The following is a 23804-nucleotide window of genomic DNA, read 5'->3' as shown; positions in this document are numbered from 1 at the left end:
AGCCAACGGAAAAAGTCAGAAACAGCAGACCGGCGCGAACGCCCGGCGCAAGCGTCCGCGCCGCCCGGTCAGGCCTCGAGCAGTGCGCGGAGCATCCACGCGGTCTTCTCATGCACCTGCATGCGCTGAGTCAGCAGGTCCGCGGTAGGCTCGTCGCTGACCTTGTCCAGCAGCGGGAAAATGCCGCGGGCGGTGCGGGTCACGGCCTCTTGCCCGGCAACCAGTTGCCGGATCATGTCTTCGGCGCTCGGCACGCCTTCCTCTTCCTTGATCGAGGACAGCCTGGCGTAGGTCGAATAGGCCCCCGGCGCCGGGAAGCCCAGGGCGCGGATGCGCTCGGCGATCAGATCGACGGCCAAGGCCAGTTCGTTGTACTGCTCCTCGAACATCAGGTGCAGCGTGCGGAACATGGGGCCGGTGACGTTCCAGTGGAAGTTGTGGGTCTTCAGATACAGCACGTAGGTGTCCGACAGCAGCCGGGACAACCCGTCGACGATGGATTTGCGGTCTTCTTCACTGATACCGATATCGATGGCCATGCTTACCCCCTAACGGCGATTGAGTTCATCCAGCAGGTGCAGACCCACTCTAGCAAGCCCGGCGAAGCCCCGCAGCCCTGCGTCCCGGCGCAGGCTGCGGCAAAACGTCCGGCCGGCCGCCACTGGCCGGGCCGGTTTGAGAAGCCGCAATCTTTGCTGTTAAATAGGCAGTGTGTCGCTACGCCCCGTTTTCCGGGCGTTGCGCATAGGCTGATGCCGTGCGCGTGTCCAACGCCTCTTCATCGTTTCGAAGCGAACCGTGCGCCTTCAGCTCTTCCTTGTGAGCCGTCATAACGTGAGTCAATAAAAATGTTGAAAATCGTCCACCTGCTAATGGGCGCAGCAGCCTTGCTGCTGTCCTTCATACCCAGCCTGAGGTCCGAAGCCGTACCTTACCTGCAACAGCCCGATGCCCTGTACCTGGCCCTTTTCGGCCTGCTGAACCTGGTGCTGGCGCCTGTGATCCCGCAATGGAACAAGGGCCCTCGCCAACACCTGCAAAACCTGGCCAGCGCCTTGCTGCTGCTGACCGTGGTCTTGCAGACCCTGACGCTGATCGCGCCGATGCCGGTCATCGCCGGCCAGCCGGCCGTGCTGTTCAGCCTGGCCATCGCCTTGGCCGCCGTGGCGCTGCACTTGGCCGTCGGCTTCCACAAGTCCTCGCCGGCCGCCGCAGCGCCGAGCTACGACATGAGCAACCGCGATACCGGCACGGTGAAGTGGTTCAACACCTCCAAGGGCTTCGGCTTCATCTCCCGGGACTCCGGCGACGATATCTTCGTCCACTTCCGGGCCATCCGCGGTGAAGGCCACCGCGTCCTGGTCGAAGGCCAGCGCGTGGAGTTCTCGGTGATGAACCGCGACAAAGGCCTGCAAGCCGAGGACGTGATCGCAGCTCTCCCCCGCCGCTGATCCGAAGCCTGAAAAAAAAACCGCGGACAGCCAAGGCTGCCCGCGGTTTTTTTATTGCCCGCCGAAAAGTACGGCGACACTCAGTAGTGAGGCGGCGGCGCGTCCTCTTCGAAGGAGCCGATCTGGCCGACCAGCTCTTCCTGACGCTTGAGCAGCGCGGCCATCTGCAACTGCAGGCGCTCCACCACCCGCTGCTGCTCCACCAGCACATCGTTCAGCGCCTGGATGGTGTCGTCCTGAAACGCCAGACGGCTTTCCAGATCGGTAACCCGTTGTTCAAGGCTCATGGCTCAGGCCTCCAGAAACGTGAATTCATCACCCAGCACCAGGCGCAGCCGCTCGCGGATGGCCGTCACCTGCGCCGCCTCATAGGGCTTGGCCGGGTGCTTGCCCCAGACCGGCGCCGGCCAGGCGGCGTCATCACGCTTGCGCACGATCACGTGCATGTGCAGTTGGCTGACGACATTGCCCAGCGTCGCGACATTGAGCTTGTCGGCATCGAACGAATCCTTGAGCACCTCGGCCAGGGCGGTGGTTTCCTGCCACAGCCGTTGCTGGTCGGCGACATCCAACTGAAACAACTCGCTGATATCTTCGCGGCGTGGCACCAGGATGAACCACGGATAGTTGGAGTCGTTGGACAGCAGCAAGCGGCAGAGCGGGAAGTCGCCGATCGTCAGGGTGTCCTGTTGAAGTCGTGAATCTAAAGCAAACACTGCGCGCACTCCCGGCTGATCACATTATTCAGCTTAGCGGCCCGTCCCGGGGGCGGCGCGCCAAGCGACCGGACGGCAGCATACCTGCGAATGCCCGATCCTTCACGGCGAACGACGCGGCATCGGGGGACGGCTGCGCTGCCCCGAGATGCGGCATTTGCGCTTTCCTTGCACCAGCAAGCGACGCGCAAGGCAACCGGACGGCGGGAGAATGCAGCCGCGTTCAGGGCTGAACGGCATGAATCCGGTACGGCCCCAAAATTTTTTGCACCAAAACCGCACAGTGGGTCTACGCTCATTGCTTCGGGCATCCGCCGAATACTCACTGGCGGGGTGAACCGGTAACGTTTTTGGTTGTCGCGGGCCGAAACGGCCGTGGCAACACCATAGGAGGAATGGCGTCAAGCCCGGTGAAACACGCGCTTGAACGCCCGTATTTACAAGGTTTTCACAGCGGCAGGCGGGCGTTTTGAAAAATATCCGCATCAGAAATGCGGTTTGTGCACGCTTGTTGCATTCGTACTCATATGGTCTATGGGCACGCCACGGGAAGTGGTTACCCCAAGGCCAAAAAAAACAGTGGCAGGGTTGCCCGATGGAGATTCAAGCGTTTTGCCAAGGGACTCTTTTTTACCGATGCTCAAGCCCTGTAAAACAGTGCTGAAGTTGCCAGTCCCATTGCATTCGGACTGTAAATTTGCGACATCTACGAAGCCGATTGCGACAGGGTCGTAAAGAAGCTGAAAGGTTGGATGCGCAAGTATCGCCAACATGGTCGGCGTGATATAAGTTTGCGCCGACACAAAAAGAAAGAGCCGCCCAGATAATAAAACCGGTGGGACGGCAGTACTCTTCTAAAACCAAAGGAGCAAATCACGATGCGCGTGATGAAGTGGAGCATGATCGCACTGGCAGTTGCTGCAGCAGCCAGTACTCAGCTGGCTACGGCCGCACCTTTTGTAAGTGACCAGTCTGAAGCCAAAGGCTTTGTTGAAGACGCCAAGTTCGACCTGTTGCTTCGCAACTACTACTACAACCGCAACAAGAAAGACGGTGCGGTGGACGACAAGGACTGGACCCAGGGCTTCCAGGCTCACTTCAGCTCCGGCTACACCCAAGGCACCGTGGGCGTGGGCGTTGAAGGCTGGGGTCAACTGGCGATCAAACTGGACGGCTCCGACAAGTACTCCGGTTCGGGCAACCTGAGCACCAACGCCCAGGGCGAGAACAACGACAGCCAAGGCAAGGCCGGCGCCGCCGTCAAGTTCCGCGTATCCAAGACCGAGCTGAAGATCGGCGACATGCAGCCAAGCACCGCTCCGGTGTTCGCTGTAGGCGGCTCCCGCATCCTTCACCAAACCGCCAGCGGTATCCAACTGCAGAGCAGCGAAGTCAAAGACCTGGATCTGGAAGCCGGTCACTTCTACTCCGCCACCAGCCAGGACCGCAACGCCCGTGACGGCGACCTGTGGGCCAACTACGCTGGCGTACGCGCCAAGAGCATCGACTACTTCGGCGGCAAGTACGGCATCACCGACAACCTGAGCGCATCGCTCTACGGCGCCAAGCTGGAAGACATCTGGAACCAGTACTACGCCAACGTGAACCTCACCACGCCGTTCGGTGGTGACACCTCGCTGAACACCGACTTCAACATCTACCGCACCACCGACACCGGTAGCGCGAACGCCGGCGAAATCAGCAACACCGCCTGGTCCCTGGCAACCGCCCTGTCCTTCCTGAAAGCCCACACCTTCACCATCGGCTTCCAGAAAGTGAACGGCGACACCCCGTTCGACTACATCGGCGTAGGCAAGAACAACCGCGGCGGCGACTCGATCTTCCTCGCCAACTCCATCCAGTACTCTGACTTCAACGGCCCAGGCGAGAAATCCGTTCAGGCTCGTTATGACCTGAAAATGGCCGAGTACGGCGTTCCAGGCCTGAGCTTCATGGCCCGTTACGTCAAAGGTTGGGACATCGACGGCACCAACACCCCAGCCGGCAGCGCCTACACCGGTCTGTACGGCGAAGACGGCAAACACCACGAAACCAACGTGGAAGCCAAGTACGTCGTTCAATCCGGCCCTGCCAAAGACCTGTCCTTCCGTATCCGTCAAGCTTGGCACCGTGCTAACACTGACCAAGGCGAAGGTGATATCGACGAGTTCCGCCTGATCGTCGACTACCCACTGTCGATCTTGTAATCGCAGCGGGTTAGTTCGCTACACAAAAAAAGGCCCATCTTGCGATGGGCCTTTTTATATGCGGCGTTATTACATCTGCTCGATCGTCTTCAAGTTCGACCATTGACTGAAGAGTCAACCGAAGAACTGTCAATTCAATCACTGCACTGCCGATTCCTGAACCACACGAATCACCCGTTGCGGAAACGGAATATCAATGCCGGCGGTCTTTAAACGGTCGCGGGACAGTTCATTGAACATGAACATCACATCCCAATAGTCTGCGGTCTTGACCCAGACGCGCAGGGAAACAGTGATCGAACTGTCGCCCAGGGTCGAAATAACCGCTTGCGGCGCAGGATCCTGCAACACGCGCTCATCTTTGGCCAACTCCAACAGCACCTGACGGGCCTTTTGCAGATCGGCTTCGTAGTCGACGCCGACATCGAACACGACCTTGCGGGTCGGCTGACGGTTGGTGTTGGTGATGATGCCGTTCGACAGATTACCGTTGGGCACGATGATGGTCTTGTTGTCGCCGGTGCGCAGCACGGTGTGGAAAATCTGGATGCTGTCGACGGTGCCGGCCACGCCTTGGGCCTCGATCCAGTCACCGATGCGGAACGGACGGAACAGCAGGATCAGCACGCCGCCGGCGAAGTTCGCCAGGCTGCCCTGCAACGCCAGGCCGATGGCCAGGCCGGCCGCACCGATGGCCGCGACGAACGATGTGGTTTCGACGCCGATCATCGACGCCACGCTGACGATCAGCAGCACCTTGAGAATGATGTTCGCCAGGCTGCTGATGAAACCTTGCAGCGCCAGGTCGGCATTGCGCAGGGCCAGCAGGCCGCCGAGCTTCTGGGTCACCTTGTTGATCAGCCACCAACCGATGGCCAGGGTCACGACCGCCAGCAAGACGCGGCTGCCGTACTCCATGATCATCGGGATCCACGCCTGAGACACCTTGACGAGGTTGTCCACCTCAGCATTCAAATCCATGTTCTATCTCCTGAATTTTCCGGCTACCCGGGCTATAAAAACCAGCGGCAGAAAGACCGGGCCGAAGGGGCCGGATCGTTTCTGCCGCTGCTTGGGCCTCGGACGCCTTAAACGCCGAGAGGTTCCACAATGATGGCTCAGTCGCGGAAGTTGTTGAACTGCAGCGGCATGCCGAATTCCTTGGCGCGCAGCGCCGCGATGGCTTCCTGCAGGTCATCGCGCTTCTTGCCGGTGACGCGCACTTGCTCGCCCTGGATGGCCGCCTGCACCTTGAGCTTGGCGTCCTTGATGTGCGCGACGATCTTCTTCGCCAGCTCTTTGTCGATGCCTTCCTTGAGCACGGCTTCCTGTTTCATCACCTTGCCCGATGCGAAAGCGTCCTTGACCTCAAGGCACTGCACATCGATCTTGCGCTTGACCAGGGCCAGCTTGAGGATCTCGATCATCGCTTCCAGCTGGAACTCGGCTTCAGCGGTCAGGTTGACGGTCAGGTCTTTGTCCTTGAACTCGAAGCTGCCCTTGCCTTTGAGGTCATAGCGACGATCGAGCTCCTTCACGGCGTTCTCGACCGCGTTGGTGACTTCGTGTTTGTCCAGCTCGGATACCACGTCGAACGACGGCATGTAATCTCTCCAATGAAAAGGCGCGCCCGTACAGGACGCGGCGCGCTTGGCTTGCGGTTAAAATCGGGCTCATTATAACGGGTCTTTTCCCCACCACACGGCGAGCCTTGCATGCCTTTACCCCAGCGAGCGAAAAACTGATGTCCACCCCTTGGCATGTGCTCGGCGCCGGCAGCCTCGGCACCTTGTGGGCCACACGGCTGGCCCGGGCCGGACAGCCGGTGCGGCTGATCCTGCGTGACGCGGCGCGCCTGCGCGACTACGAAGCGACCGGCGGACTGACCCTGGTGGAACACGGCGAGCCGGGCACCTGGGCCGTGCCGGCGCAGACGCCGGATCACCCTGAGCCCATCCGGCGGCTGCTGGTGGCGTGCAAAGCCTATGACGCCGAAAGCGCCGTCGCCCGCCTCGCCCCGCGCCTGGCGCCGGATGCCGAGCTGATCCTGCTGCAGAACGGCCTCGGCAGCCAGGAAGCGGTCGCCGCCCGGGTGCCGCACGCACGGTGCATTTTCGCTTCCAGCACAGAAGGCGCCTTCCGCGACGGCGACTGGCGCGTGGTGTTCGCCGGCCATGGCTACACCTGGCTCGGCGACGCCGCGCATCCGGTGGCGCCCATTTGGCTGGACGACCTGAGCGCCGCGAAGATCCCCCACGAGTGGAGCACCGACATCCTCACCCGCCTGTGGCGCAAATTGGCGCTCAATTGCGCGATCAATCCCCTGACGGTGCTGCACGACTGCCGCAACGGCGGCTTGCAGCAGCATGCCTGCGAAGTCGCCACCCTGTGCGCCGAGCTGACCGACCTGCTGGAGCGCTGCGGCCAACCGGCGGCGGCCGACAACCTGCAACAAGAGGTCGAACGGGTGATCCAGGCCACGGCCGCCAACTTCTCCTCGATGCACCAGGACGTGGCGAACCGGCGCCGCACCGAGATCAGCTACCTGCTGGGCCACGCCTGCAAAGCCGCCGAGCGGCACCGGGTGAACCTGCCTCACCTGCATCAGTTGCAGCAGCGCCTGATCACCCATCTGCAACGCCTCGGATTGCCCGGCGATTGAGCAGCGGCTACGCTGGCCACTTGTTCCTTTGCTGCGATAAACCCGATGCCATTGCGCCAGCGCCTCGAAAACCTGCCGGTCGGCCAGAAACTGCTGGCCGCCCTGCTGGTGCTGTTGACCACAGTCCTGCTGGTCGCCAACCTGACCTTCATCAGCGCCGCCTACTACATTTCCCAGGAAAGCATGGCGCCCCAGGCGTTGCAGACCATCGGCCGGCTGGTGTCGAACCCCGCCCTGGTGGCCGATGCCCTGCAATCGCCGCAAAGCGCTGAGCGGCTGCTCAAGGAGCTCGACAGCTATTCGCCGCTGCGCGCCGCCGCCCTGTATGACGGCAAGGGCGAACGCATCGCCCAGGTGCAGCGCGGCGACAAGCTCAGCCTGCCCGAGCGCTACCGGCACATCGAAGCTTGGCAGTTGACCGAATTCCGCAGCAACCAACTGATCACCCTGCCCCGCCCCGGCGCGGCCCCCGGCCACCTGTTGCTGGTGGCCAGCAGCGAACTGCCGGTGGCGTTCTACACCGGCACCCTCACCGCCAGCCTGGGCATCCTGATCTTCAGCGTACTGCTGTGGCTGGTCATCGCACGGCAAATCAAACGCCTGATCACCCGCCCCATCCACCAGCTCGAAGAGCTGTCCCGCCAGGTGACCCGCGAAGAGAACTACGCCCTGCGCGCCTCCCGGGGCAACCACGACGAGATCGGCAGCCTGGCCGAGGCGTTCAATACCATGTTGTCGCGCATCGAGGCCCGCGAGCAGCAGCTCAAGCGCGCCCGCGACGACTCCCAGGCCGCCTACGACCAGGCCCAGGGCCTGGCCGAGGAAACCCGCCACACCAACCGCAAGCTGGAACTGGAAGTCCAGGTGCGCAGCAAGATCGAAAAGAAGCTCACGGGTTTTCAGAACTACCTCAACAGCATCATCGACTCCATGCCCTCGGCCCTGATCGCCCTCGACGAACAGCTCTACGTCACCCAGTGGAACCAGGAGGCCAGCGCCCTTTCCGGCACGCGGCTGGACGAAGCGCTGAACCAGCCGATCTTCCTCGCGTTCGAACCGCTCAAGCCATTCCTGCCGCAGCTCAAGCAGACCGTCGAGCAGCACACCGTGGCGAAGATCGAGCGGGTGACCTGGCTCAAGGACGACGAGCCCAAGCACTACGCCCTCACCTTCTACCCGCTGATGGGCGGCGCCGGGCGCGGCGTGGTGATCCGGATCGACGACATCACCCAACGCCTGTCGCTTGAGGAAATGATGGTGCAGTCGGAGAAGATGCTCTCGGTCGGCGGCCTCGCCGCCGGCATGGCCCACGAAATCAACAACCCGCTGGGGGCGATCCTGCACAACGTGCAGAACATCCGCCGGCGGCTGTCGGCGGACCTGCCGAAGAACCTGGAGCAGGCCGAACTGCTGGGCCTGGAACTGGAGGCGGTCAACCGCTACCTGCAGAACCGCGAAGTGCCGCAACTGCTCGACGGCATCCAGCAGGCTGGCGCCCGGGCCGCGAAGATCGTCACCCACATGCTCAGCTTCAGCCGCCGCAGCACCCGGCAAATGGCCCCGTGCGACCTGCCGGCGCTGATCGACCAGGCCGTGGAGATCGCCGGCAACGATTTCGATCTGGCCATCGGCTTCGACTTCAAGGGCCAGGCGATCGTCCGCCAGTTCGATCCGGCGCTCGGCCCGGTGCCGGGCACCGCCAACGAACTGGAGCAAGTGCTGCTCAACCTGTTGAAGAACGCCGCCCAGGCCATCCACCAGCGCGAAGACGACCGCGAGCCGGGACGGATCACCCTGCGCACCCGGCTGAACCCGCCGTGGGCGGAGATCCAGGTCGAAGACAACGGCATCGGCATGAGCGAGAACGTGCGCAAACGCACCTTCGAACCGTTCTTCACCACCAAGGAAATCGGTCAGGGCACAGGGCTTGGGCTGTCGGTGTCGTACTTCATCATCACCAACAACCACAAGGGCCAGATGGAGGTGCAGTCCACGCTCGGCCAAGGCACCTGCTTCACCCTGCGCCTGCCGCTCGTGCAGCCGACCGCCAATGCACCCGAACTGAATCAGATAGCGAGGTAAACCATGGGCTTTCGCCTGTCGAAGATCTACACCCGCACCGGCGACAAGGGCGAGACGGGCCTGGGCGACGGCCGCCGCGTGCCCAAGGATCACCCACGGATCGAGGCCATCGGCGAAGTCGATTCGCTGAACAGCCAAATGGGCGTGCTGCTGGCGGGGCTGATCGCCGAGCGCGGGCAATGCCCGGGGCTCAATGAACTGATCGAGGTGCTTGCGCCCTGCCAGCACCGGCTGTTCGACCTCGGCGGCGAACTGGCGATGCCGGCGTATCAGGCGTTGGACACGGCCGAGGTGGAGCGCCTGGAGGCCGCCATCGATGTCTGGAACGAAGAGCTGGGGCCGCTGGAGAACTTCATTCTGCCCGGCGGCTCGATGCTGATCGCCCAGGCCCACGCCTGCCGCAGCCTGGCCCGCAGCGCCGAGCGACGGTGCCAGCACTTGAATGCCGTGGAACCGCTGGCCGGCGTCGGGCTGGCGTACATCAACCGGCTGTCGGACCTGCTGTTTGTGGCGGCGCGGCTGATTGCCCGTCGCCAAGGGATCGCCGAGATCCTTTGGCAGCCGGCGGCCAAGCCTTCAGGGCAGTAAAAGCCATCGCCAGCAGGCTGGCTCCCCCAGGGTTCTGCGGTGAACACAGAGGCTGCATTCAACCGAGATAACTGTGGGAGCCAGCCTGCTGGCGATGAGGCCGGCAAGCTCACCGCAAGCTCAAGCCTGCGGCCAGAACGCCCGAATCCCCGCCACGCCCTGGGCCCCGACACCCCAGGCCTTCTCCCGCTCCGCAGGGCCGACGCCGCCCAACAGGAACACCGGCTTGCTGAAGCCCTCGATCAACGCCCGGGCCTGTTCCCAGCCCAGCGGCTGCGCGTCCGGATGGGTCAGGGTCGGCTGCACCGGCGACAGGGTCACGAAGTCCACGCCCATCTGCTCGGCCAGCGCCAGCTCTTCGGCGTTGTGGCAGGACGCCGCCAGCCAGCGGTTGGCCGGCAACGGACGCCCCGCCGCCGCGTGTTTGCGCAACTGCGCCGCAGTGATGTGCCAACCGGCGGAGGGAAAATCCCCCAGCCATTCGAACGGCCCCTTGAGCATCAGCTGAGCCTTGCCGGCGCAAAGCCCCACCGCATCCACCGCCAGATCGCGGTATTTGGGGTCGTAGCCGTTTGGCGCGCGCAGCTGGATCAGTTTGATCCCGCCGGCGATGGCCTTCTGGATGCCCCGCAGCAAGGCCGGCGTCTCCAGGCCGTCCGGGGTGATCAGGTATTCGCCGGGCAACCGTGCCGCCGCGACGATCGGCTGGTTGGCCGCCGGGAACTCGTAGTTCGCCAGCTCCCGGGCCGTCACCCAGGCCAACGGCTGGCCTTCGGCGCCGTGGGGCTCGCCGGTGAAGGCTGCGACCTCCCAGACATCCAGCAGCACCTGCTTGTCCGGATAGTCGTGGCGCACCTTGATCAGCGGGCGCGCCTGGCCGACCACGATCCCCAGCTCTTCGCGCAGCTCACGGGCCAGCGCGGCCTCGACCGATTCGCCGTCCTCGACCTTGCCGCCGGGGAATTCCCACAACCCGCCCTGATGCTGGCTGTCCGCCCGTTTGGCGATCAGGATCTTGCCGCTGCCGTCACGGATGACGGCCGCAGCGACGTGTACACGTTTCACGACTGCAACTCCTCAAGGCCCGCCTTCTGCCAGGCCTGGAAGGCCGGCCATCGGTAGACCGTTTCAACATAGGCTTCGTCCGCCGCCGGCAGGCTCACCTGATAGGTGCGCAGGCGCACGGCGATCGGGGCGAAGAACGCGTCGGCCAGGCTGGCGCGACCGAACAGGTAGGGACCGGTTTCCGTAGCCACGGCGCGGCACTCGGCCCACAGCGCGAGCATGCGCTCGATGTCGGCCTTCACTTCCGGCGGCACCGGGTTCAGCGGCGCTTCGTGGCTCAGGTCGAACGGCATGTGGTTGCGCATGGCGAAGAAACCGCTGTGCATCTGGGCGCAGGCCGAGCGGGCCTGGGCGCGGGCAGCGACGTCGGCGGGCCAGAGCTGCGCAGCCGGGAACTGCTCAGCCACGTACTCGGCGATGGCCAGCGAGTCGGCGATGGTGCCGTGGGGGGTCTTGAGCAGCGGCACCTTGGCGGTCGGCGAGTGCTTGAGCAGACGCTCGCGGGTGTCGGGCTTGCCGAGCTTGACCCGTTCTTCGGTGTAGGCCGCACCGGCCAGCTCAAGGGCCAGGGCACCGCGCAGGGACCAGGAGGAAAGCAGTTTGTCGCCGATGATCAGGTGCAGGGACATGGTTTGGCGCCTTTTCGTCAGTGGAAAACGTCGGGACTTTCAGTGCCGGGCCGCCGTCATCGCCAGCAGGCTGGCTCCCACAGAACCTGCATGCGCAGAATGTCCGTTGCGAGAGCCAGCCTGCTGGCGATGGCCGCGACCCGGTTCCGAATCAGGTGCGGTATTCGGCGTTGATCTTCACGTACTCGTGGGACAGGTCGGTGGTCCAGATCGTTTCGCTGCAATCGCCGCGGCCCAGCTCGATGCGGATGGTGATCTCTTCACGCTGCATCACCGCCGCGCCTTGGGCTTCGGTGTAGGTCGCGGCACGGGCGCCGCGGCTGGCGATGCACACTTCGCCGAGGAACACGTCGATCTTGCTCACGTCCAGGTCCGGCACGCCGGCACGGCCCACGGCCGCCAGGATGCGGCCCCAGTTCGGGTCGGAGGCGAACAGCGCGGTCTTGATCAGCGGCGAGTGGGCGACGGTGTAGCCGACGTCCAGGCATTCCTGGTGGTTGCCGCCGCCGTTGACTTCGACGGTCACGAACTTGGTCGCGCCTTCGCCGTCGCGCACGATGGCCTGGGCCACGTCCATGCACACCTCGAACACCGCCTGCTTGAGCTTGGCGAACAGCTCGCCCTCGGCCCGGGTGATTTCCGGCAGCGCGGCCTTGCCGGTGGCGATCAGCATGCAGCAGTCGTTGGTCGAGGTGTCGCCGTCGATGGTGATGCGGTTGAACGACTTGTTGGCGCCGTCCAGCATCAGGTTCTGCAGCACGTCGCGGGAGACCTTGGCGTCGGTGGCGATGTAGCCGAGCATGGTCGCCATGTTCGGCCGGATCATGCCGGCGCCCTTGCTGATGCCAGTCACGGTGACGGTCACGCCGTCATGCCGGAACTGGCGGCTGGCGCCCTTGGGCAGGGTGTCGGTGGTCATGATGCCGGTGGCGGCGGCTTCCCAGTTGTTTTCCGACAGGTCGTCCAGGGCGGCCTGCAGCGCGCCTTCGATCTTCTCGACCGGCAGCGGCTCGCCGATCACGCCGGTGGAGTACGGCAGCACCAGGCTGGCGTCCACGCCGGTCAGTTCGGCCAGCTTGGCGCAGGTGCGCTCGGCGGCGGCCAGGCCCGGCTCGCCGGTGCCGGCGTTGGCGTTGCCGGTGTTGGTCAGCAGGTAACGCACCGGATTCTTCACGCGCTGCTTGGCCAGGATCACCGGCGCTGCGCAGAAAGCGTTCAACGTGAACACGCCGGCCACGGTGGAGCCTTCGGCACAGCGCATCACGACGACATCCTTGCGCCCCGGGCGCTTGATGCCGGCCGAGGCGATACCGAGTTCAAAACCGGCAACCGGGTGCAACGTTGGCAAAGGACCAAGACCAACAGCCATGAATGCGCTCCTCAATCAGTAATGTCAGCACCGCCACACGGAAAAGCGGCGGGATAAATGGCAAAACGCCGCGACGGCTGATGCCGGTCGCGGCGCGGGTATTTCAGCGATTGAAACGGGTTTTACTGGATCTGCCCGTGGCAATGCTTGAATTTCTTGCCCGAACCGCAATAGCACAGCTCGTTGCGGCCCAGTTTCTGCTCGTTGCGAACCGGCGCGGTGGCGAGGGCCACGTCGACCTCTTCACCCACTTCTTCCGGCTGCGCTTCCAGGCCGGGGGCCTCGGCGTGCTGGAACTGCATGCGGGCGGCCAGCGCTTCGGCTTCCTGGCGCAGACGGGCCTCTTCCTCGGCCGGGTCTTCGCGGCGCACCTGAACGTGCGACAGCACACGGATCGAGTCGCGCTTGATCGAATCCAGCAGTTCGGAGAACAGCGTGAAGGACTCGCGCTTGTACTCCTGCTTCGGGTTCTTCTGGGCATAGCCGCGCAGGTGGATGCCGTGGCGCAGGTGATCCATGGTCGACAGGTGGTCTTTCCACAGGTCGTCCAGCACCCGCAGCACGATCTGCTTCTCGAAGGAACGCAGGGCGTCGGCGCCGGCCTGGTCTTCCTTCTCGTTGTAGGCGGCGACCAGCTCGTTCAGCAGCTTCTCGCGCAGGGTCTCTTCGTACAGGTGATCGTCTTCGTCGAGCCATTTCTGGATCGGCAGCGATACGCCGAAGTCGCTCTGCAACGCGGCTTCCAGGCCGGCCACGTCCCACTGCTCCGGCAGCGACTGCGGCGGGATGTGGGCGCTGACGGTGGCGTTGAGCACGTCCTGGCGGAAGTCGGCGATGGTCTCACCGACGTTGTCGGCGGCCAGCAACGTGTTGCGCATGTGATAGATCACTTTACGCTGTTCGTTGTTGACGTCGTCGAACTCCAGCAGTTGCTTGCGGATGTCGAAGTTGCGGCCTTCGACCTTGCGCTGCGCCTTTTCGATGGCGTTGGTCACCATGCGGTGCTCGATCGCCTCGCCCGGCTGCATGCCCAGGGCCTTCATGAAGTTCTTCACCCGGTCGGAGGCGAAGATGCGCATCAGGCTGTCTTCCAGCGACAGGTAGAAGCGGCTGGAGCCGGCGTCGCCCTGACGGCCGGCACGGCCACGCAGCTGGTTGTCGATACGGCGGGATTCGTGACGTTCGGAGGCGATCACCTGCAGACCGCCCGCCTCCAGCACTTGCTGGTGACGCTTCTGCCAGTCGGCCTTGATCTGGGCGATCTGCTCAGGGGTCGGGTTTTCCAGCGAAGCGACTTCCACTTCCCAGTTGCCGCCCAACAGGATGTCGGTACCGCGACCGGCCATGTTGGTGGCGATGGTCAGCGCGCCCGGACGACCGGCCTGGGCGATGATTTCCGCTTCCTTCTCGTGGAACTTGGCGTTCAGCACCTTGTGCTCGATGCCTTCTTTCACCAGCAGGTTGGACATGTGCTCGGACGTTTCGATGGTGGCCGTACCGACCAGCACCGGACGGCCGGCCGCCATGCTTTCCTTGATGTCGTTGACGATCGCCGCGTATTTCTCTTCGGCGGTCAGGAACACCAGGTCGTTGTAGTCCTTACGGGCCAACGGCTTGTTGGTCGGGATCACGATCACCGGCAGGTTGTAGATCTGGTGGAACTCGAACGCTTCGGTGTCGGCCGTACCGGTCATGCCGGACAGTTTGGTGTACAGACGGAAGTAGTTCTGGAACGTGGTCGAGGCCAGGGTCTGGCTTTCGGCCTGGATGTTCAGGTTTTCCTTGGCTTCGATGGCCTGGTGCAGGCCCTCCGACAGACGGCGGCCCGGCATGGTGCGGCCGGTGTGCTCGTCGACCAGCACGACCTGGCCGTCCTGCACGATGTACTCGACGTTGCGGTGGAACAGCTTGTGCGCACGCAGGCCGGCGTAGACGTGGGTCAGCAGGCTCAGGTTGTGCGCCGAGTACAGGCTCTCGCCTTCGGCCAGCAGGCCGATGCTGGTCAGCTGGTCTTCGATGAACTGGTGGCCGGCCTCGTTGAGTTCGACCTGGCGAGTCTTCTCGTCAACGGTGTAGTGGCCTTCCTGGGTGACTTCGCCTTCGACCTCTTCGACGTGCAGCTTGAGTTTCGGGATCAGTTTGTTGATCTCGATGTACAGCTTGGAACTGTCCTCGGCCTGGCCGGAGATGATCAGCGGGGTACGGGCTTCGTCGATGAGGATGGAGTCGACTTCGTCGATCACGGCAAAGTTGAGTTCGCGCTGGAATTTCTCTTCCATGCTGAACGCCATGTTGTCGCGCAGGTAGTCGAACCCGAATTCGTTGTTGGTGCCGTAGGTGATGTCGGCGGCGTAGGCCAGACGCTTTTCCTCAGGCGGCTGGAACGGCGTGACGATACCGACGGTCAGGCCGAGGAACTCGTACAGCGGACGCATCCAGTTGGCGTCGCGGCGGGCCAGGTAGTCGTTCACCGTCACCACATGCACGCCCTTGCCGGACAGCGCGTTGAGGTAAACGCCCAGGGTGCCCACGAGGGTCTTGCCCTCACCGGTGCGCATTTCGGCGATCCGGCCTTCGTGCAGGGTCATGCCGCCGATCAGCTGAACGTCGAAGTGACGCATGCCCATGACGCGCTTGCCGGCTTCGCGGGCGACCGCGAACGCTTCGGGCAGCAGCTTGTCGAGGGTTTCCCCTTTGGCGATGCGGTCCTTGAACTCGGCAGTCTTGGCGCGCAGTTGATCGTCCGAAAGGGCGACCATCTTCTCTTCGAAGGCATTGACGAGTTGCACCGTCTTGAGCATGCGTTTGACTTCACGCTCGTTCTTGCTTCCAAAAAGTTTCTTTAACAAAGGCGCAAACATATCGGCAGGATCTTCCACACTAAAGGGATGGAGGGCGGCCCCGTGAGTCGCCCGTGCAGCCCTCATGGCCGCATGCGAACGAGCATTCTACCCGGAAACGGTGGTGAGGAAAGTGGCGATGTTCCACGATGCTGGCACTGCGCTTTGACGGGGCTCACTTAAAATAGGGGCGTTTTGCTCGACTTCAAGCCGTACGGCACTTAAGTCAGTCGGTGATTTAAGGGGCAAAGCAGAGGCAAAAGCAATGGGGCGAGTGCGTGAGCCGCTTCCTGACAACCTTCCTGTTAACATAGTGCCCCCGTCAATTTCGGTGTTCGATCATGGCATTTCGCCCGCACACAGCCAAGGCACCCGCTGTCCTGCTTCGCGAAGCCAGGCCGCTGAAGGCCATCCTCAACCACGCCCAACGCCTGGGGCACCTGCAGCGCCTGCTCGAAACCCAGTTGCAGCCCGCCGCCCGCGAGCACTGCCATGTGGCCAAGTGGCGTGAAGGGGATTTGTTGCTGATTGTCACCGACGGCCACTGGGCGACCCGCCTGCGCTATCAGCAAAAACGCCTGCAACGGCAATTGCAGATGTTCGACGAGTTCGCCGGGCTGACGCGGATTCTGTTCAAGGTGCAACCACCGACCGTCCAGCGCGGGCCGAGCGAACACAGCGTCGACCTGTCGACGGATGCGGCGGCGACCCTTCAGTCCACCGCCGAGGGGATCAGCGACCCGAACCTGCGGGCGGCGCTGGAGCGGCTGGCGGCACACGCCAAGACCAAAGGCTGACCGCCGACCTGCTGGCGATGGCGGCGCCGGTCAGCGCCGCTTGCTGCCCCCCAGCAAAGAGCCCATCAAGCCGCGCACCAATTGCTTGCCCAACTGGTTCGCCGCCTGTCGCATCGCCGATTTCAGCGCCTGACCCGCCGCCGTGCCGAGGAATTCCCCGGCGCGGTCGGCCAGGCTCGGTTCCTCTGCCGCCGGTTTGCCCGGCGCCGCTTCGGCCTCCGGCGCCAGCCCCTTGCGGCCCATCAGGATCTCGTAGGCCGACTCGCGGTCGATGGGCTTGTCGTAACGCCCCTTGAACGGCGATCCGCCGATCAGCACGGTGCGTTCGGTCTCGGTCAATGGCCCGATCCGCGATTGCGGCGGCGCCACCAGCACGCGCTGCACCGTCTCCGGGGTGCCTTTTTCCTGCAAGGTGCCGACCAGCGCTTCGCCGATGCCAAGCTCGGTCAGCACCGTCAGGGTGTCGAACGCAGGATTGGGCCGGAAGCCGTCCGCCACCGCCCGCAGGGACTTCTGTTCCTTGGCGGTGAAGGCCCGCAGGCCGTGCTGGATGCGCAGGCCCAACTGCGCCAGCACATCGTCCGGCAGGTCGCCCGGCGACTGGGTGACGAAATACACCCCCACGCCCTTGGAGCGGATCAGCCGCACCACCTGCTCCAGCCGATCCTGCAAGGCCTTGGGCGTATCGGTGAACAGCAAATGGGCCTCGTCGAAGAACAGCGCCAGCAGCGGCTTGTCGGCGTCGCCGCGCTCGGGCAACTGCTCGAACAGCTCGGCCAGCAGCCACAGCAGGAAGGTCGCGTACACCTTCGGCGCCTCGTGCACCAGGCGGCTGGCGTCGAGCAGATGAATGCGCCCGCGCCCGTCGGCCGCCGGCTGCAGGATGTCTTCGAGCTGCAGCGCCGGCTCGCCGAACAGCGCTTCGGCGCCCTGCTGCTCCAGCGTCGCCAGACGCCGCAGCAGCGCTTGACTCGAGCCGGTGGTGAACAGTGCCGCATCCTCGCCCAACAGTTGCGGGTTGTCCTTGAGGTGGTTGAGCAGCGCCTTCAGGTCTTTCAGGTCCAGCAACAGCAGCCCTTCGCGATCCGCCACCTTGAACGCCGCGTACAACGCCGACTGCTGGCTGTCGGTGAGTTCCAGCAGGCTGCCGATCAGCAGCGGGCCCATTTCGCTCAAGGTGGTGCGCAACGGATGACCGGACTGACCGTGGATGTCCCACAGCGTCACCGGATAGGCCTGAGGGGTGTGGTTCAGCCACGGCATGCCGGCGATGCGCTCGGCGACCTTGCCCTGAGGATTGCCGGCGGCCCCGAGGCCGCACAGGTCACCCTTGACGTCGGCGGCGAACACCGCGACCCCGGCGTCGCTGAACGCTTCGGCCAGGCGCTGCAAGGTGACGGTCTTGCCGGTGCCGGTGGCGCCGGCCACCAGGCCGTGGCGGTTGGCCAGGCGCATGGCCTGGGCGATCGGTTGCCCGGCGAGATCGGCGCCGATTACGAGTTGCAGAGAGTCAGGCATTTTGTCACCTAATGGTTAATCTTTGATTCTGCATGGCCGATACATAAAGGCGAGAGACCCAGCCACAAGCTTGGTCTGACATTTCCCTAAGGAGAGACGGAAATATCAGCTTACTTTCACCCTTGCCCATTCTGCGCGCTTCCATAAAAGCACGTCCTGGACATTAAGACCTTAGCGGAACCCCAAGCCATGAACAAAAACCTGCGCTTCAGCCATAAAATCCTGCTTGCCGCCGCCCTCATCGTCATCGCCGCCTTCGCCTCGTTCACGCTGTACAACGACTGGCTGCAACGCAACGCGATCCGCGAGGACCTGAACAACTACCTCAACGAGATGGGCGAGGTCACCGCCGGCAACATCCAGACCTGGCTCAACGGCCGCATCCTGCTGATCGAGAACGCCGCCCAGAACATCGCCATCAACCCGGAACCTTCGACGGTCGCCGGTCTGCTGGAACAGAAAGCCCTGACGTCGACGTTCATGGCTTCCTACCTGGGCGATGCCACCGGCCACTTCACCATCCGCCCGGACGCCAAGATGCCGGACGGCTTCGACCCCCGCGTCCGCCCCTGGTACAAGGGCGCCGAGGGCAGCAGCACCTCGACCCTGACCGAACCCTACATCGACGCGGCCACCGGCCAGTTGATCATTTCCATCGCCACGGCCTCGAAAAAGGCCGGTCAGAGCGTGGGCGTGGTCGGCGGCGACCTGAGCCTGCAAACCCTGATCGACACCCTCGCCGCCCGTGACTTCGACGGCATGGGCTATGTGTTCCTGGTCAGCGCCGACGGCAAGATCCTGGTGCACCCGGACAAGGCCCTGGTGATGAAATCGCTCAAGGAAGCCTACCCGCAGGACACCCCGCGCATCAGCAGCGACTTCAGCGAAGTCACCGTCGACGGCAAGACCCGCATCGTCACCTTCACCCCGATCAAGGGCCTGCCGTCGGTGAACTGGTACATCGGCCTGTCGGTGGACAAGGACAAGGCGTTCTCGATGCTCAGCCAGTTCCGCACCTCGGCCGTGATCGCGACCGTGATCGCGGTGGCAATCATCATCGCCCTGCTCGGCATGCTGATCCGCATCCTGATCCAGCCGCTGCACGTCATGACCCGCGCCATGGAAGACATCGCCGACGGCGAAGGCGACCTGACCAAGCGCCTGACCATCCAGAACCAGGACGAGTTCGGCGTGCTCGGCACCGCGTTCAACCGTTTCGTGGAGCGCATCCACGGTTCGATCCGCGAAGTGTCCTCGGCCACCGGCCAAGTCAACGAAGTCGCCCTGCGGGTGGTCGCAGCGTCCAACTCGTCGATGTACAACTCCGACCAGCAGGCCTCGCGCACCAACAGCGTGGCCGCCGCGATCAACCAGCTCGGCGCCGCCGCCCAGGAAATCGCCCGCAACGCCGCGCAAGCCTCGACCCAGGCCAGCGACGCGCGCAACCTGGCCGAAGACGGTCAGCAGGTGGTGGACCGCAGCATCAAGGCGATGAACCAATTGTCGAGCATGCTCAGCGCGTCGAGCACCAATATCGAATCGCTCAACAGCAAGACCGTGAACATCGGCCAGATCCTGGAAGTGATCACCAGCATTTCCCAGCAGACCAACCTGCTGGCGCTCAACGCCGCCATCGAAGCGGCCCGTGCCGGCGAGGCGGGCCGCGGCTTCGCCGTGGTGGCCGACGAAGTGCGCAACCTGGCGCACCGCACCCAGGAGTCGGCGCAACAGGTGCAGACCATGATCGAGGAGCTGCAGGTCGGCGCCCGGGAATCCGTCAGCACCATGAGCGACAGCCAGCGCCACAGTCAGGACAGCGTGGAGATCGCCAACCAGGCCGGCGAACGCCTGAGCAGCGTGACCCAGCGCATCGGCGAGATCGACGGCATGAACCAGTCGGTGGCCACCGCGACCGAAGAGCAGACCGCCGTGGTGGAATCGATCAACGTCGATATCACCGAGATCAACACGTTGAACCAGGAAGGCGTGGAAAACCTGCAGGCCACTCTGCGCGCCTGCTCGGACCTGGAGCAGCAGGCGGCGCGGCTCAAGCATCTGGTGGGCACCTTCCGGATCTGAGGCGCCTTCACCGGCCTGCTCGCGATCGCGGCGGGATTGCCGGCCCCGATGGGGGCTGGTTTGCCGTCATCGCCAGCAGGCTGGCTCCCACCGGTTTTTGCGGCGGACACAGAATCCGCAAACGCCGCAAAAACCTGTGGGAGCTGGCTTGCCAGCGATGAGGCCGCAACAACCGACACCTTTGGCGACTGATCCAACGCTCCCACTAAAACGGTGGGAGCCAGCCTGCTGGCGATGGCGTCAGCCCAAACACCGCCAGTCAGGTGAGGGTGCAACGCAAACCACTGCGGCGCTAACGCTCCACCGACTCCCCCTCAGGCTCGTCGTTCTCCTCCTGATCCTTGAGCCGCTCCCACAGCTCAGCCGCGCCGGGAAACTCCGTCCCGTCCTCAGGGCCCATGTCATCCGGGTCGTAGCGCGCCAGACACCCCTCCCCCAACGTCGCAGGCGCTTTTGAAGTGGCTTTGTCCAGTGGATCGCTCATGGCATCTCCTCGGGGTTCGAACGGATTCTGCGGATAAAAAAAGGGCCTGGACGATTGAACGCCCAAGCCCTTGCTTTTTCAACCGACGCCTTTGGGGCCGGTCAGAACACCACGGTCTTGTTGCCGTGCACCAGCACGCGGTCTTCCAGGTGATAGCGCAGGCCGCGGGCCAGCACCATCTTCTCGACGTCACGGCCGAAACGCACCATGTCCTCGATGCTGTCGCTGTGGCTGACGCGCACCACGTCCTGCTCGATGATCGGGCCGGCGTCCAGCTCTTCGGTCACGTAGTGGCAGGTTGCGCCGATCAGCTTCACGCCACGCAGCGAAGCCTGGTGGTACGGCTTGGCGCCGACGAACGACGGCAGGAAGCTGTGGTGGATGTTGATGACCTTCTGCGCGTACTCGCTGCACAGTTCCGGCGGCAGGATCTGCATGTAGCGCGCCAGCACCACGACGTCGGCTTCGTGCTGGCGAACCAGGCGCGAGACTTCGGCGAAGGCCGGCTGCTTGTCCTGCGGGTTCACTGGCACGTGGTAGTAAGGGATGCCGTGCCACTCGACCATGCTGCGCAGGTCGTCGTGGTTGGAGATCACGCAGGCGATCTCGCAGTCCAGCTCATCGCTGTGCCAGCGGTGCAGCAGGTCGGCCAGGCAGTGGGACTCGCGGCTGGCCATCAGCACTACGCGCTTTTTCTGCTCGGTGTCGGTGATGCGCCAGTCCATCGAGAACTCTTCGGCGATCGGCGCGAACTTCTCGCGCAGGGTTTCGATGCCGAACGGCAGGGAGTCGGCACGGATTTCGTGACGCATGAAGAACCAGCCGACCTGATTGTCCGAGTGGTGGCTCGCTTCGGTGATCCAGCCGTTGTGGGACGCCAGAAAGTTACTGACTTTGGCAACGATGCCAACGCGGTCCGGGCAGGAAATCACCAACCGAAAGGTGCGCATGAGGGGGAAACTCCAGAACTTCGCAAAGGCGGCCATTCTAGCGACTGTGCGCAAAAACTGCAGTATTGATGACCGCCCGGTCCGTTTCCGGGGCGGACGGGACGCTCGCCACCGCCTGCCGTCAGGGGCGCAGGCGCAAAAGCCATGGGCGAACGGACGACCGTGAATATCGCTGAAGACTGCATCACATTATTTAACCGAATATTCAATTCAGGCCTTTTCATCGAAACTAATTCAAATAAATGACCCGGTTAAATGTTTACTTGATGAAACAGCCTGACTATTATTGCGGCACTGTCCCTGCCACCCAGCACTCCTACATAAGGTAGTAACCATGTCCTTGATCAACGAATACCGCGCCACCGAAGAAGCCATCAAAGAGCTGCAAGCCCGTCTGCAGAACCTGTCGCAAGACGACAAACTGCAAAAAGAACTGGAATTCGAAGGCAAACTGCGCGCCCTGATGGGCGAGTACTCCAAGTCCCTGCGCGACATCATCGCGCTGCTGGATCCAGAGTCCAAAACCAAGGCCCCACGCGGCGGCGCAGTCAAAACTACCGGCACCAAGCGTGCACGCAAAGTTAAACAATACAAGAACCCGCACAACGGTGAAGTCATCGAAACCAAAGGCGGCAACCACAAGACTCTGAAAGAGTGGAAAGCCAAGTGGGGCGGTGACGTGGTCGAGAGCTGGTCCACCCTGCTGGGCTAAGCTGCAACCCCCGTCGCAGACACGTCCGCGACACACGAAGAAACGCCAGCATCCGCTGGCGTTTTTTTATGCCTTCAATTTTATGGGGACTTGTCCGGTTTCACAGGTTCAAACGTTTGCGCAACACCTGGACATAATCCTGCCATTGCGCGAGCACCGCACTTTGCTCAGGCGTCGCACTAAGCGCCCATTGCCCCATGGCTTCGGCAAATGATGTCAGGGTATTGGGAGCCCCCCACTCGCTGTCCGACAACCGCTGCCGGCAGAAATCCGTCCAGCGTTGTTGTTCTTCGGAATTCAACGTCTGCGCAAAGTTGCGTGCTCGATATCGAAACAACAACTCCGGCAGACGTTCATCATCGAAAGGCCATTGTTCCTGCGCCAATTGCGCAGGATCCGCCGCCCTCACTTGTTCACACAGACGCCGATCCCGGTCGCCGATAAATCCGTCGTACAACTGTTGTTCCGGATCTTCGCTCGGGGTGAATTCCTCACTGGCGTAAATGGCCGGGATCTTATCTTTCCAAACTTGCTGTGCGTCACTTAGCCGCAAGGCACGGGCCTGATACAACGCCATGTCCAGGCCAAGCCGTTGTTGATCCTGGGCACGCAATACCGACATCGGCGCCACCACCGGACAGCGGTTGATGTGGATCTGCTTGAGCGGCACCGGCAGTTCGCCTTCGGCCAGGTCTTCGCGCCGGGTGTACAGGCGCCGGCGCAGGGTGTCGGCATCCAGATCCAGCAACCCCTGCGGATCGAGGTGCAGGTCGCAGACGATCAGCGCGTTGCGGTTGCGCGGATGCCAGGCCAACGGCAACACCACGCCCACATAATGCCGCGCCGCCGAGAAGCGACCGGAAATGTGCACCATCGGCTGCATCAGGCGGATCTGATCCATGACCTTCTGTTTGCTGCGCAGTTGAAACAGCCAGTCATACAGTTTCGGCTGCTTCTCGCGGATCAGCCGCGCCAGGGCGATGGTGGCGCGCACGTCCGACAGCGCTTCGTGGGCATGACCGTGATCGATGCCATTGGCGGCGGTCAGGCGTTCGAGCTTGAGCGTCACCCGCCCTTCGTCGTCGGTGGGCCATTCCAGGCCGTCAGGACGCAAGGCATAGGCGGCGCGCACCACGTCGATCAGGTCCCAGCGGCTGTTGCCGCCCTGCCATTCCCGGGCATAGGGATCGAAGAAGTTGCGGTACAGGCTGTAACGGGTCATTTCATCGTCGAAGCGCAAAGTGTTGTAGCCCGCGCCGCAGGTGCCGGGCGCCGCCAGTTGCGCATGCACCCGGGTCATGAAGTCGGCTTCGCTCAGGCCGTCGCTGGCCAGGCGGCCGGGCGTGATGCCGGTGATCGCGCACGCCGCCGGATGCGGCAGGATGTCGTCGCTGGGCCGGCAATAGAGATTGACCGGCTCGCCGATCTCGTTGAGCGCGTGGTCGGTGCGGATGCCGGCCACCTGCAGCGGGCGGTCGCTGCGCGGGTTGATGCCGGTGGTCTCGTAGTCGTACCAGAAGATGGAAGTCACGGGGTGTTCCTGAACTGAAGATCGGCGAAGTCTAGGCGCTCGACCGCCGTCACGACCAGCGCGGCATCATTCAGGCACATTTCGCGGCGCGGTGTGCAATACATAGTTATGTCGTTTTCCCCCA

21 protein-coding genes and 1 pseudogene are annotated in these 23804 nt (G+C 63.3%); 9 read left to right on the top strand and 13 right to left on the bottom strand.

Annotation, left to right across the window (positions count from 1 at the left end; all coding sequences use genetic code 11):
- Positions 1 to 68 precede the first annotated feature (68 nt).
- On the bottom strand, positions 69 to 539 hold the full coding sequence (locus tag CAG41_RS04720; protein WP_085706746.1) for a Dps family protein: 471 nt from the start codon (positions 537 to 539) through the stop codon (positions 69 to 71).
- Between the two features lie 309 nt (positions 540 to 848).
- Between CAG41_RS04720 and CAG41_RS29005 the strand changes: the two genes are divergently transcribed.
- Positions 849 to 1451, top strand: a complete 603-nt coding sequence (locus tag CAG41_RS29005; RefSeq protein ID WP_085580446.1) for a cold-shock protein — start codon at positions 849 to 851, stop codon at positions 1449 to 1451.
- An 80-nt stretch (positions 1452 to 1531) separates the two neighbouring features.
- On the opposite strand, the gene CAG41_RS04710 is transcribed toward CAG41_RS29005, so the two are convergent.
- Positions 1532 to 1738 carry a SlyX family protein gene (locus tag CAG41_RS04710; protein WP_085580444.1) on the bottom strand — a complete coding sequence of 69 codons (207 nt, stop codon included), beginning with the start codon at positions 1736 to 1738 and terminating at the stop codon, positions 1532 to 1534.
- 3 nt (positions 1739 to 1741) lie between these two features.
- A complete protein-coding gene (locus CAG41_RS04705) occupies positions 1742 to 2167 on the bottom strand; it encodes an HIT domain-containing protein (RefSeq protein WP_085580442.1) in 426 nt (141 codons plus the stop codon).
- A gap of 878 nt (positions 2168 to 3045) precedes the next feature.
- On the opposite strand from CAG41_RS04705, the gene CAG41_RS04700 reads away from it, so the two are divergent.
- Positions 3046 to 4374, top strand: coding sequence for an OprD family porin (locus CAG41_RS04700; protein ID WP_085629531.1), 1329 nt, complete (start codon positions 3046 to 3048; stop codon positions 4372 to 4374).
- 138 nt (positions 4375 to 4512) lie between these two features.
- Here the strand turns inward: CAG41_RS04700 and CAG41_RS04695 are convergent, their stop codons facing one another.
- A complete protein-coding gene (locus CAG41_RS04695; protein WP_085580438.1) occupies positions 4513 to 5355 on the bottom strand; it encodes a mechanosensitive ion channel family protein in 843 nt (280 codons plus the stop codon).
- A 137-nt stretch (positions 5356 to 5492) separates the two neighbouring features.
- Positions 5493 to 5978: a YajQ family cyclic di-GMP-binding protein gene (locus CAG41_RS04690; protein ID WP_085580436.1), complete on the bottom strand. Its 486-nt coding sequence runs from the start codon at positions 5976 to 5978 to the stop codon at positions 5493 to 5495.
- A 140-nt stretch (positions 5979 to 6118) separates the two neighbouring features.
- Here CAG41_RS04690 and CAG41_RS04685 point away from each other — a divergent pair, with 140 nt between their 5' ends.
- The 3 genes from CAG41_RS04685 to CAG41_RS04675 are packed head-to-tail and all read left to right on the top strand — an operon-like array spanning position 6119 to position 9706.
- A complete protein-coding gene (locus CAG41_RS04685; protein ID WP_085706745.1) occupies positions 6119 to 7036 on the top strand; it encodes a putative 2-dehydropantoate 2-reductase in 918 nt (305 codons plus the stop codon).
- 45 nt (positions 7037 to 7081) lie between these two features.
- Entirely contained in the window at positions 7082 to 9118 is a 2037-nt protein-coding gene (locus CAG41_RS04680) for a HAMP domain-containing sensor histidine kinase (protein ID WP_085580432.1), read from the top strand.
- A gap of 3 nt (positions 9119 to 9121) precedes the next feature.
- Positions 9122 to 9706 carry a cob(I)yrinic acid a,c-diamide adenosyltransferase gene (locus CAG41_RS04675; protein WP_085580430.1) on the top strand — a complete coding sequence of 195 codons (585 nt, stop codon included), beginning with the start codon at positions 9122 to 9124 and terminating at the stop codon, positions 9704 to 9706.
- A gap of 120 nt (positions 9707 to 9826) precedes the next feature.
- Here the strand turns inward: CAG41_RS04675 and CAG41_RS04670 are convergent, their stop codons facing one another.
- The 4 genes from CAG41_RS04670 to secA all read right to left on the bottom strand — a co-directional run bounded on the left by CAG41_RS04670 (position 9827) and on the right by secA (position 15630).
- On the bottom strand, positions 9827 to 10771 hold the full coding sequence (locus CAG41_RS04670) for a Nudix family hydrolase (protein WP_085693919.1): 945 nt from the start codon (positions 10769 to 10771) through the stop codon (positions 9827 to 9829).
- Complete coding sequence (locus tag CAG41_RS04665; protein ID WP_085580426.1) at positions 10768 to 11400, bottom strand: glutathione S-transferase; 633 nt, start codon at positions 11398 to 11400, stop codon at positions 10768 to 10770. The genes CAG41_RS04670 and CAG41_RS04665 overlap by 4 nt, the downstream gene beginning before the upstream one ends.
- A 151-nt stretch (positions 11401 to 11551) precedes the next feature.
- Positions 11552 to 12769, bottom strand: a complete 1218-nt coding sequence (gene argJ / locus CAG41_RS04660; protein ID WP_085580424.1) for a bifunctional glutamate N-acetyltransferase/amino-acid acetyltransferase ArgJ — start codon at positions 12767 to 12769, stop codon at positions 11552 to 11554.
- Positions 12770 to 12891: 122 nt separating this feature from the next.
- Positions 12892 to 15630, bottom strand: a complete 2739-nt coding sequence (gene secA / locus CAG41_RS04655; protein ID WP_085706744.1) for a preprotein translocase subunit SecA — start codon at positions 15628 to 15630, stop codon at positions 12892 to 12894.
- Between the two features lie 320 nt (positions 15631 to 15950).
- On the opposite strand from secA, the gene CAG41_RS04650 reads away from it, so the two are divergent.
- Positions 15951 to 16406: a DUF721 domain-containing protein gene (locus CAG41_RS04650; RefSeq protein WP_085580420.1), complete on the top strand. Its 456-nt coding sequence runs from the start codon at positions 15951 to 15953 to the stop codon at positions 16404 to 16406.
- A gap of 30 nt (positions 16407 to 16436) precedes the next feature.
- Here the strand turns inward: CAG41_RS04650 and CAG41_RS04645 are convergent, their stop codons facing one another.
- Positions 16437 to 17924: a helicase HerA-like domain-containing protein gene (locus CAG41_RS04645; protein WP_085580418.1), complete on the bottom strand. Its 1488-nt coding sequence runs from the start codon at positions 17922 to 17924 to the stop codon at positions 16437 to 16439.
- A gap of 189 nt (positions 17925 to 18113) precedes the next feature.
- Between CAG41_RS04645 and CAG41_RS29090 the strand changes: the two are divergent.
- Positions 18114 to 19145, top strand: a pseudogene (locus CAG41_RS29090) (cache domain-containing protein); the annotation flags it as partial.
- Between the two features lie 93 nt (positions 19146 to 19238).
- A complete protein-coding gene (locus CAG41_RS29085; protein WP_371856095.1) occupies positions 19239 to 20003 on the top strand; it encodes a methyl-accepting chemotaxis protein in 765 nt (254 codons plus the stop codon).
- A 292-nt stretch (positions 20004 to 20295) separates the two neighbouring features.
- Here the strand turns inward: CAG41_RS29085 and CAG41_RS04635 are convergent, their stop codons facing one another.
- The gene (locus CAG41_RS04635; protein WP_085580414.1) at positions 20296 to 20487 is read right to left on the bottom strand and encodes a hypothetical protein; all 192 of its coding nucleotides are present in this window, start codon (positions 20485 to 20487) and stop codon (positions 20296 to 20298) included.
- Positions 20488 to 20588: 101 nt separating this feature from the next.
- Complete coding sequence (purU, locus tag CAG41_RS04630; RefSeq protein ID WP_085580412.1) at positions 20589 to 21437, bottom strand: formyltetrahydrofolate deformylase; 849 nt, start codon at positions 21435 to 21437, stop codon at positions 20589 to 20591.
- A gap of 334 nt (positions 21438 to 21771) precedes the next feature.
- Here purU and mvaT point away from each other — a divergent pair, with 334 nt between their 5' ends.
- On the top strand, positions 21772 to 22149 hold the full coding sequence (gene mvaT, locus CAG41_RS04625; RefSeq protein WP_085580410.1) for a histone-like nucleoid-structuring protein MvaT: 378 nt from the start codon (positions 21772 to 21774) through the stop codon (positions 22147 to 22149).
- 100 nt (positions 22150 to 22249) lie between these two features.
- Here mvaT and sbcB read toward each other — a convergent pair whose 3' ends face one another.
- Entirely contained in the window at positions 22250 to 23680 is a 1431-nt protein-coding gene (gene sbcB, locus CAG41_RS04620; RefSeq protein ID WP_085636602.1) for an exodeoxyribonuclease I, read from the bottom strand.
- Between the last annotated feature and the right edge of the window lie 124 nt (positions 23681 to 23804).

It is taken from the genome of Pseudomonas sp. B35(2017) (assembly GCF_002113645.1).
Taxonomy (GTDB): domain Bacteria; phylum Pseudomonadota; class Gammaproteobacteria; order Pseudomonadales; family Pseudomonadaceae; genus Aquipseudomonas; species Aquipseudomonas ekonensis.
Note: the sequence above shows the minus strand (reverse complement) of the source record. Positions and strands in the feature narration are given on the sequence as shown.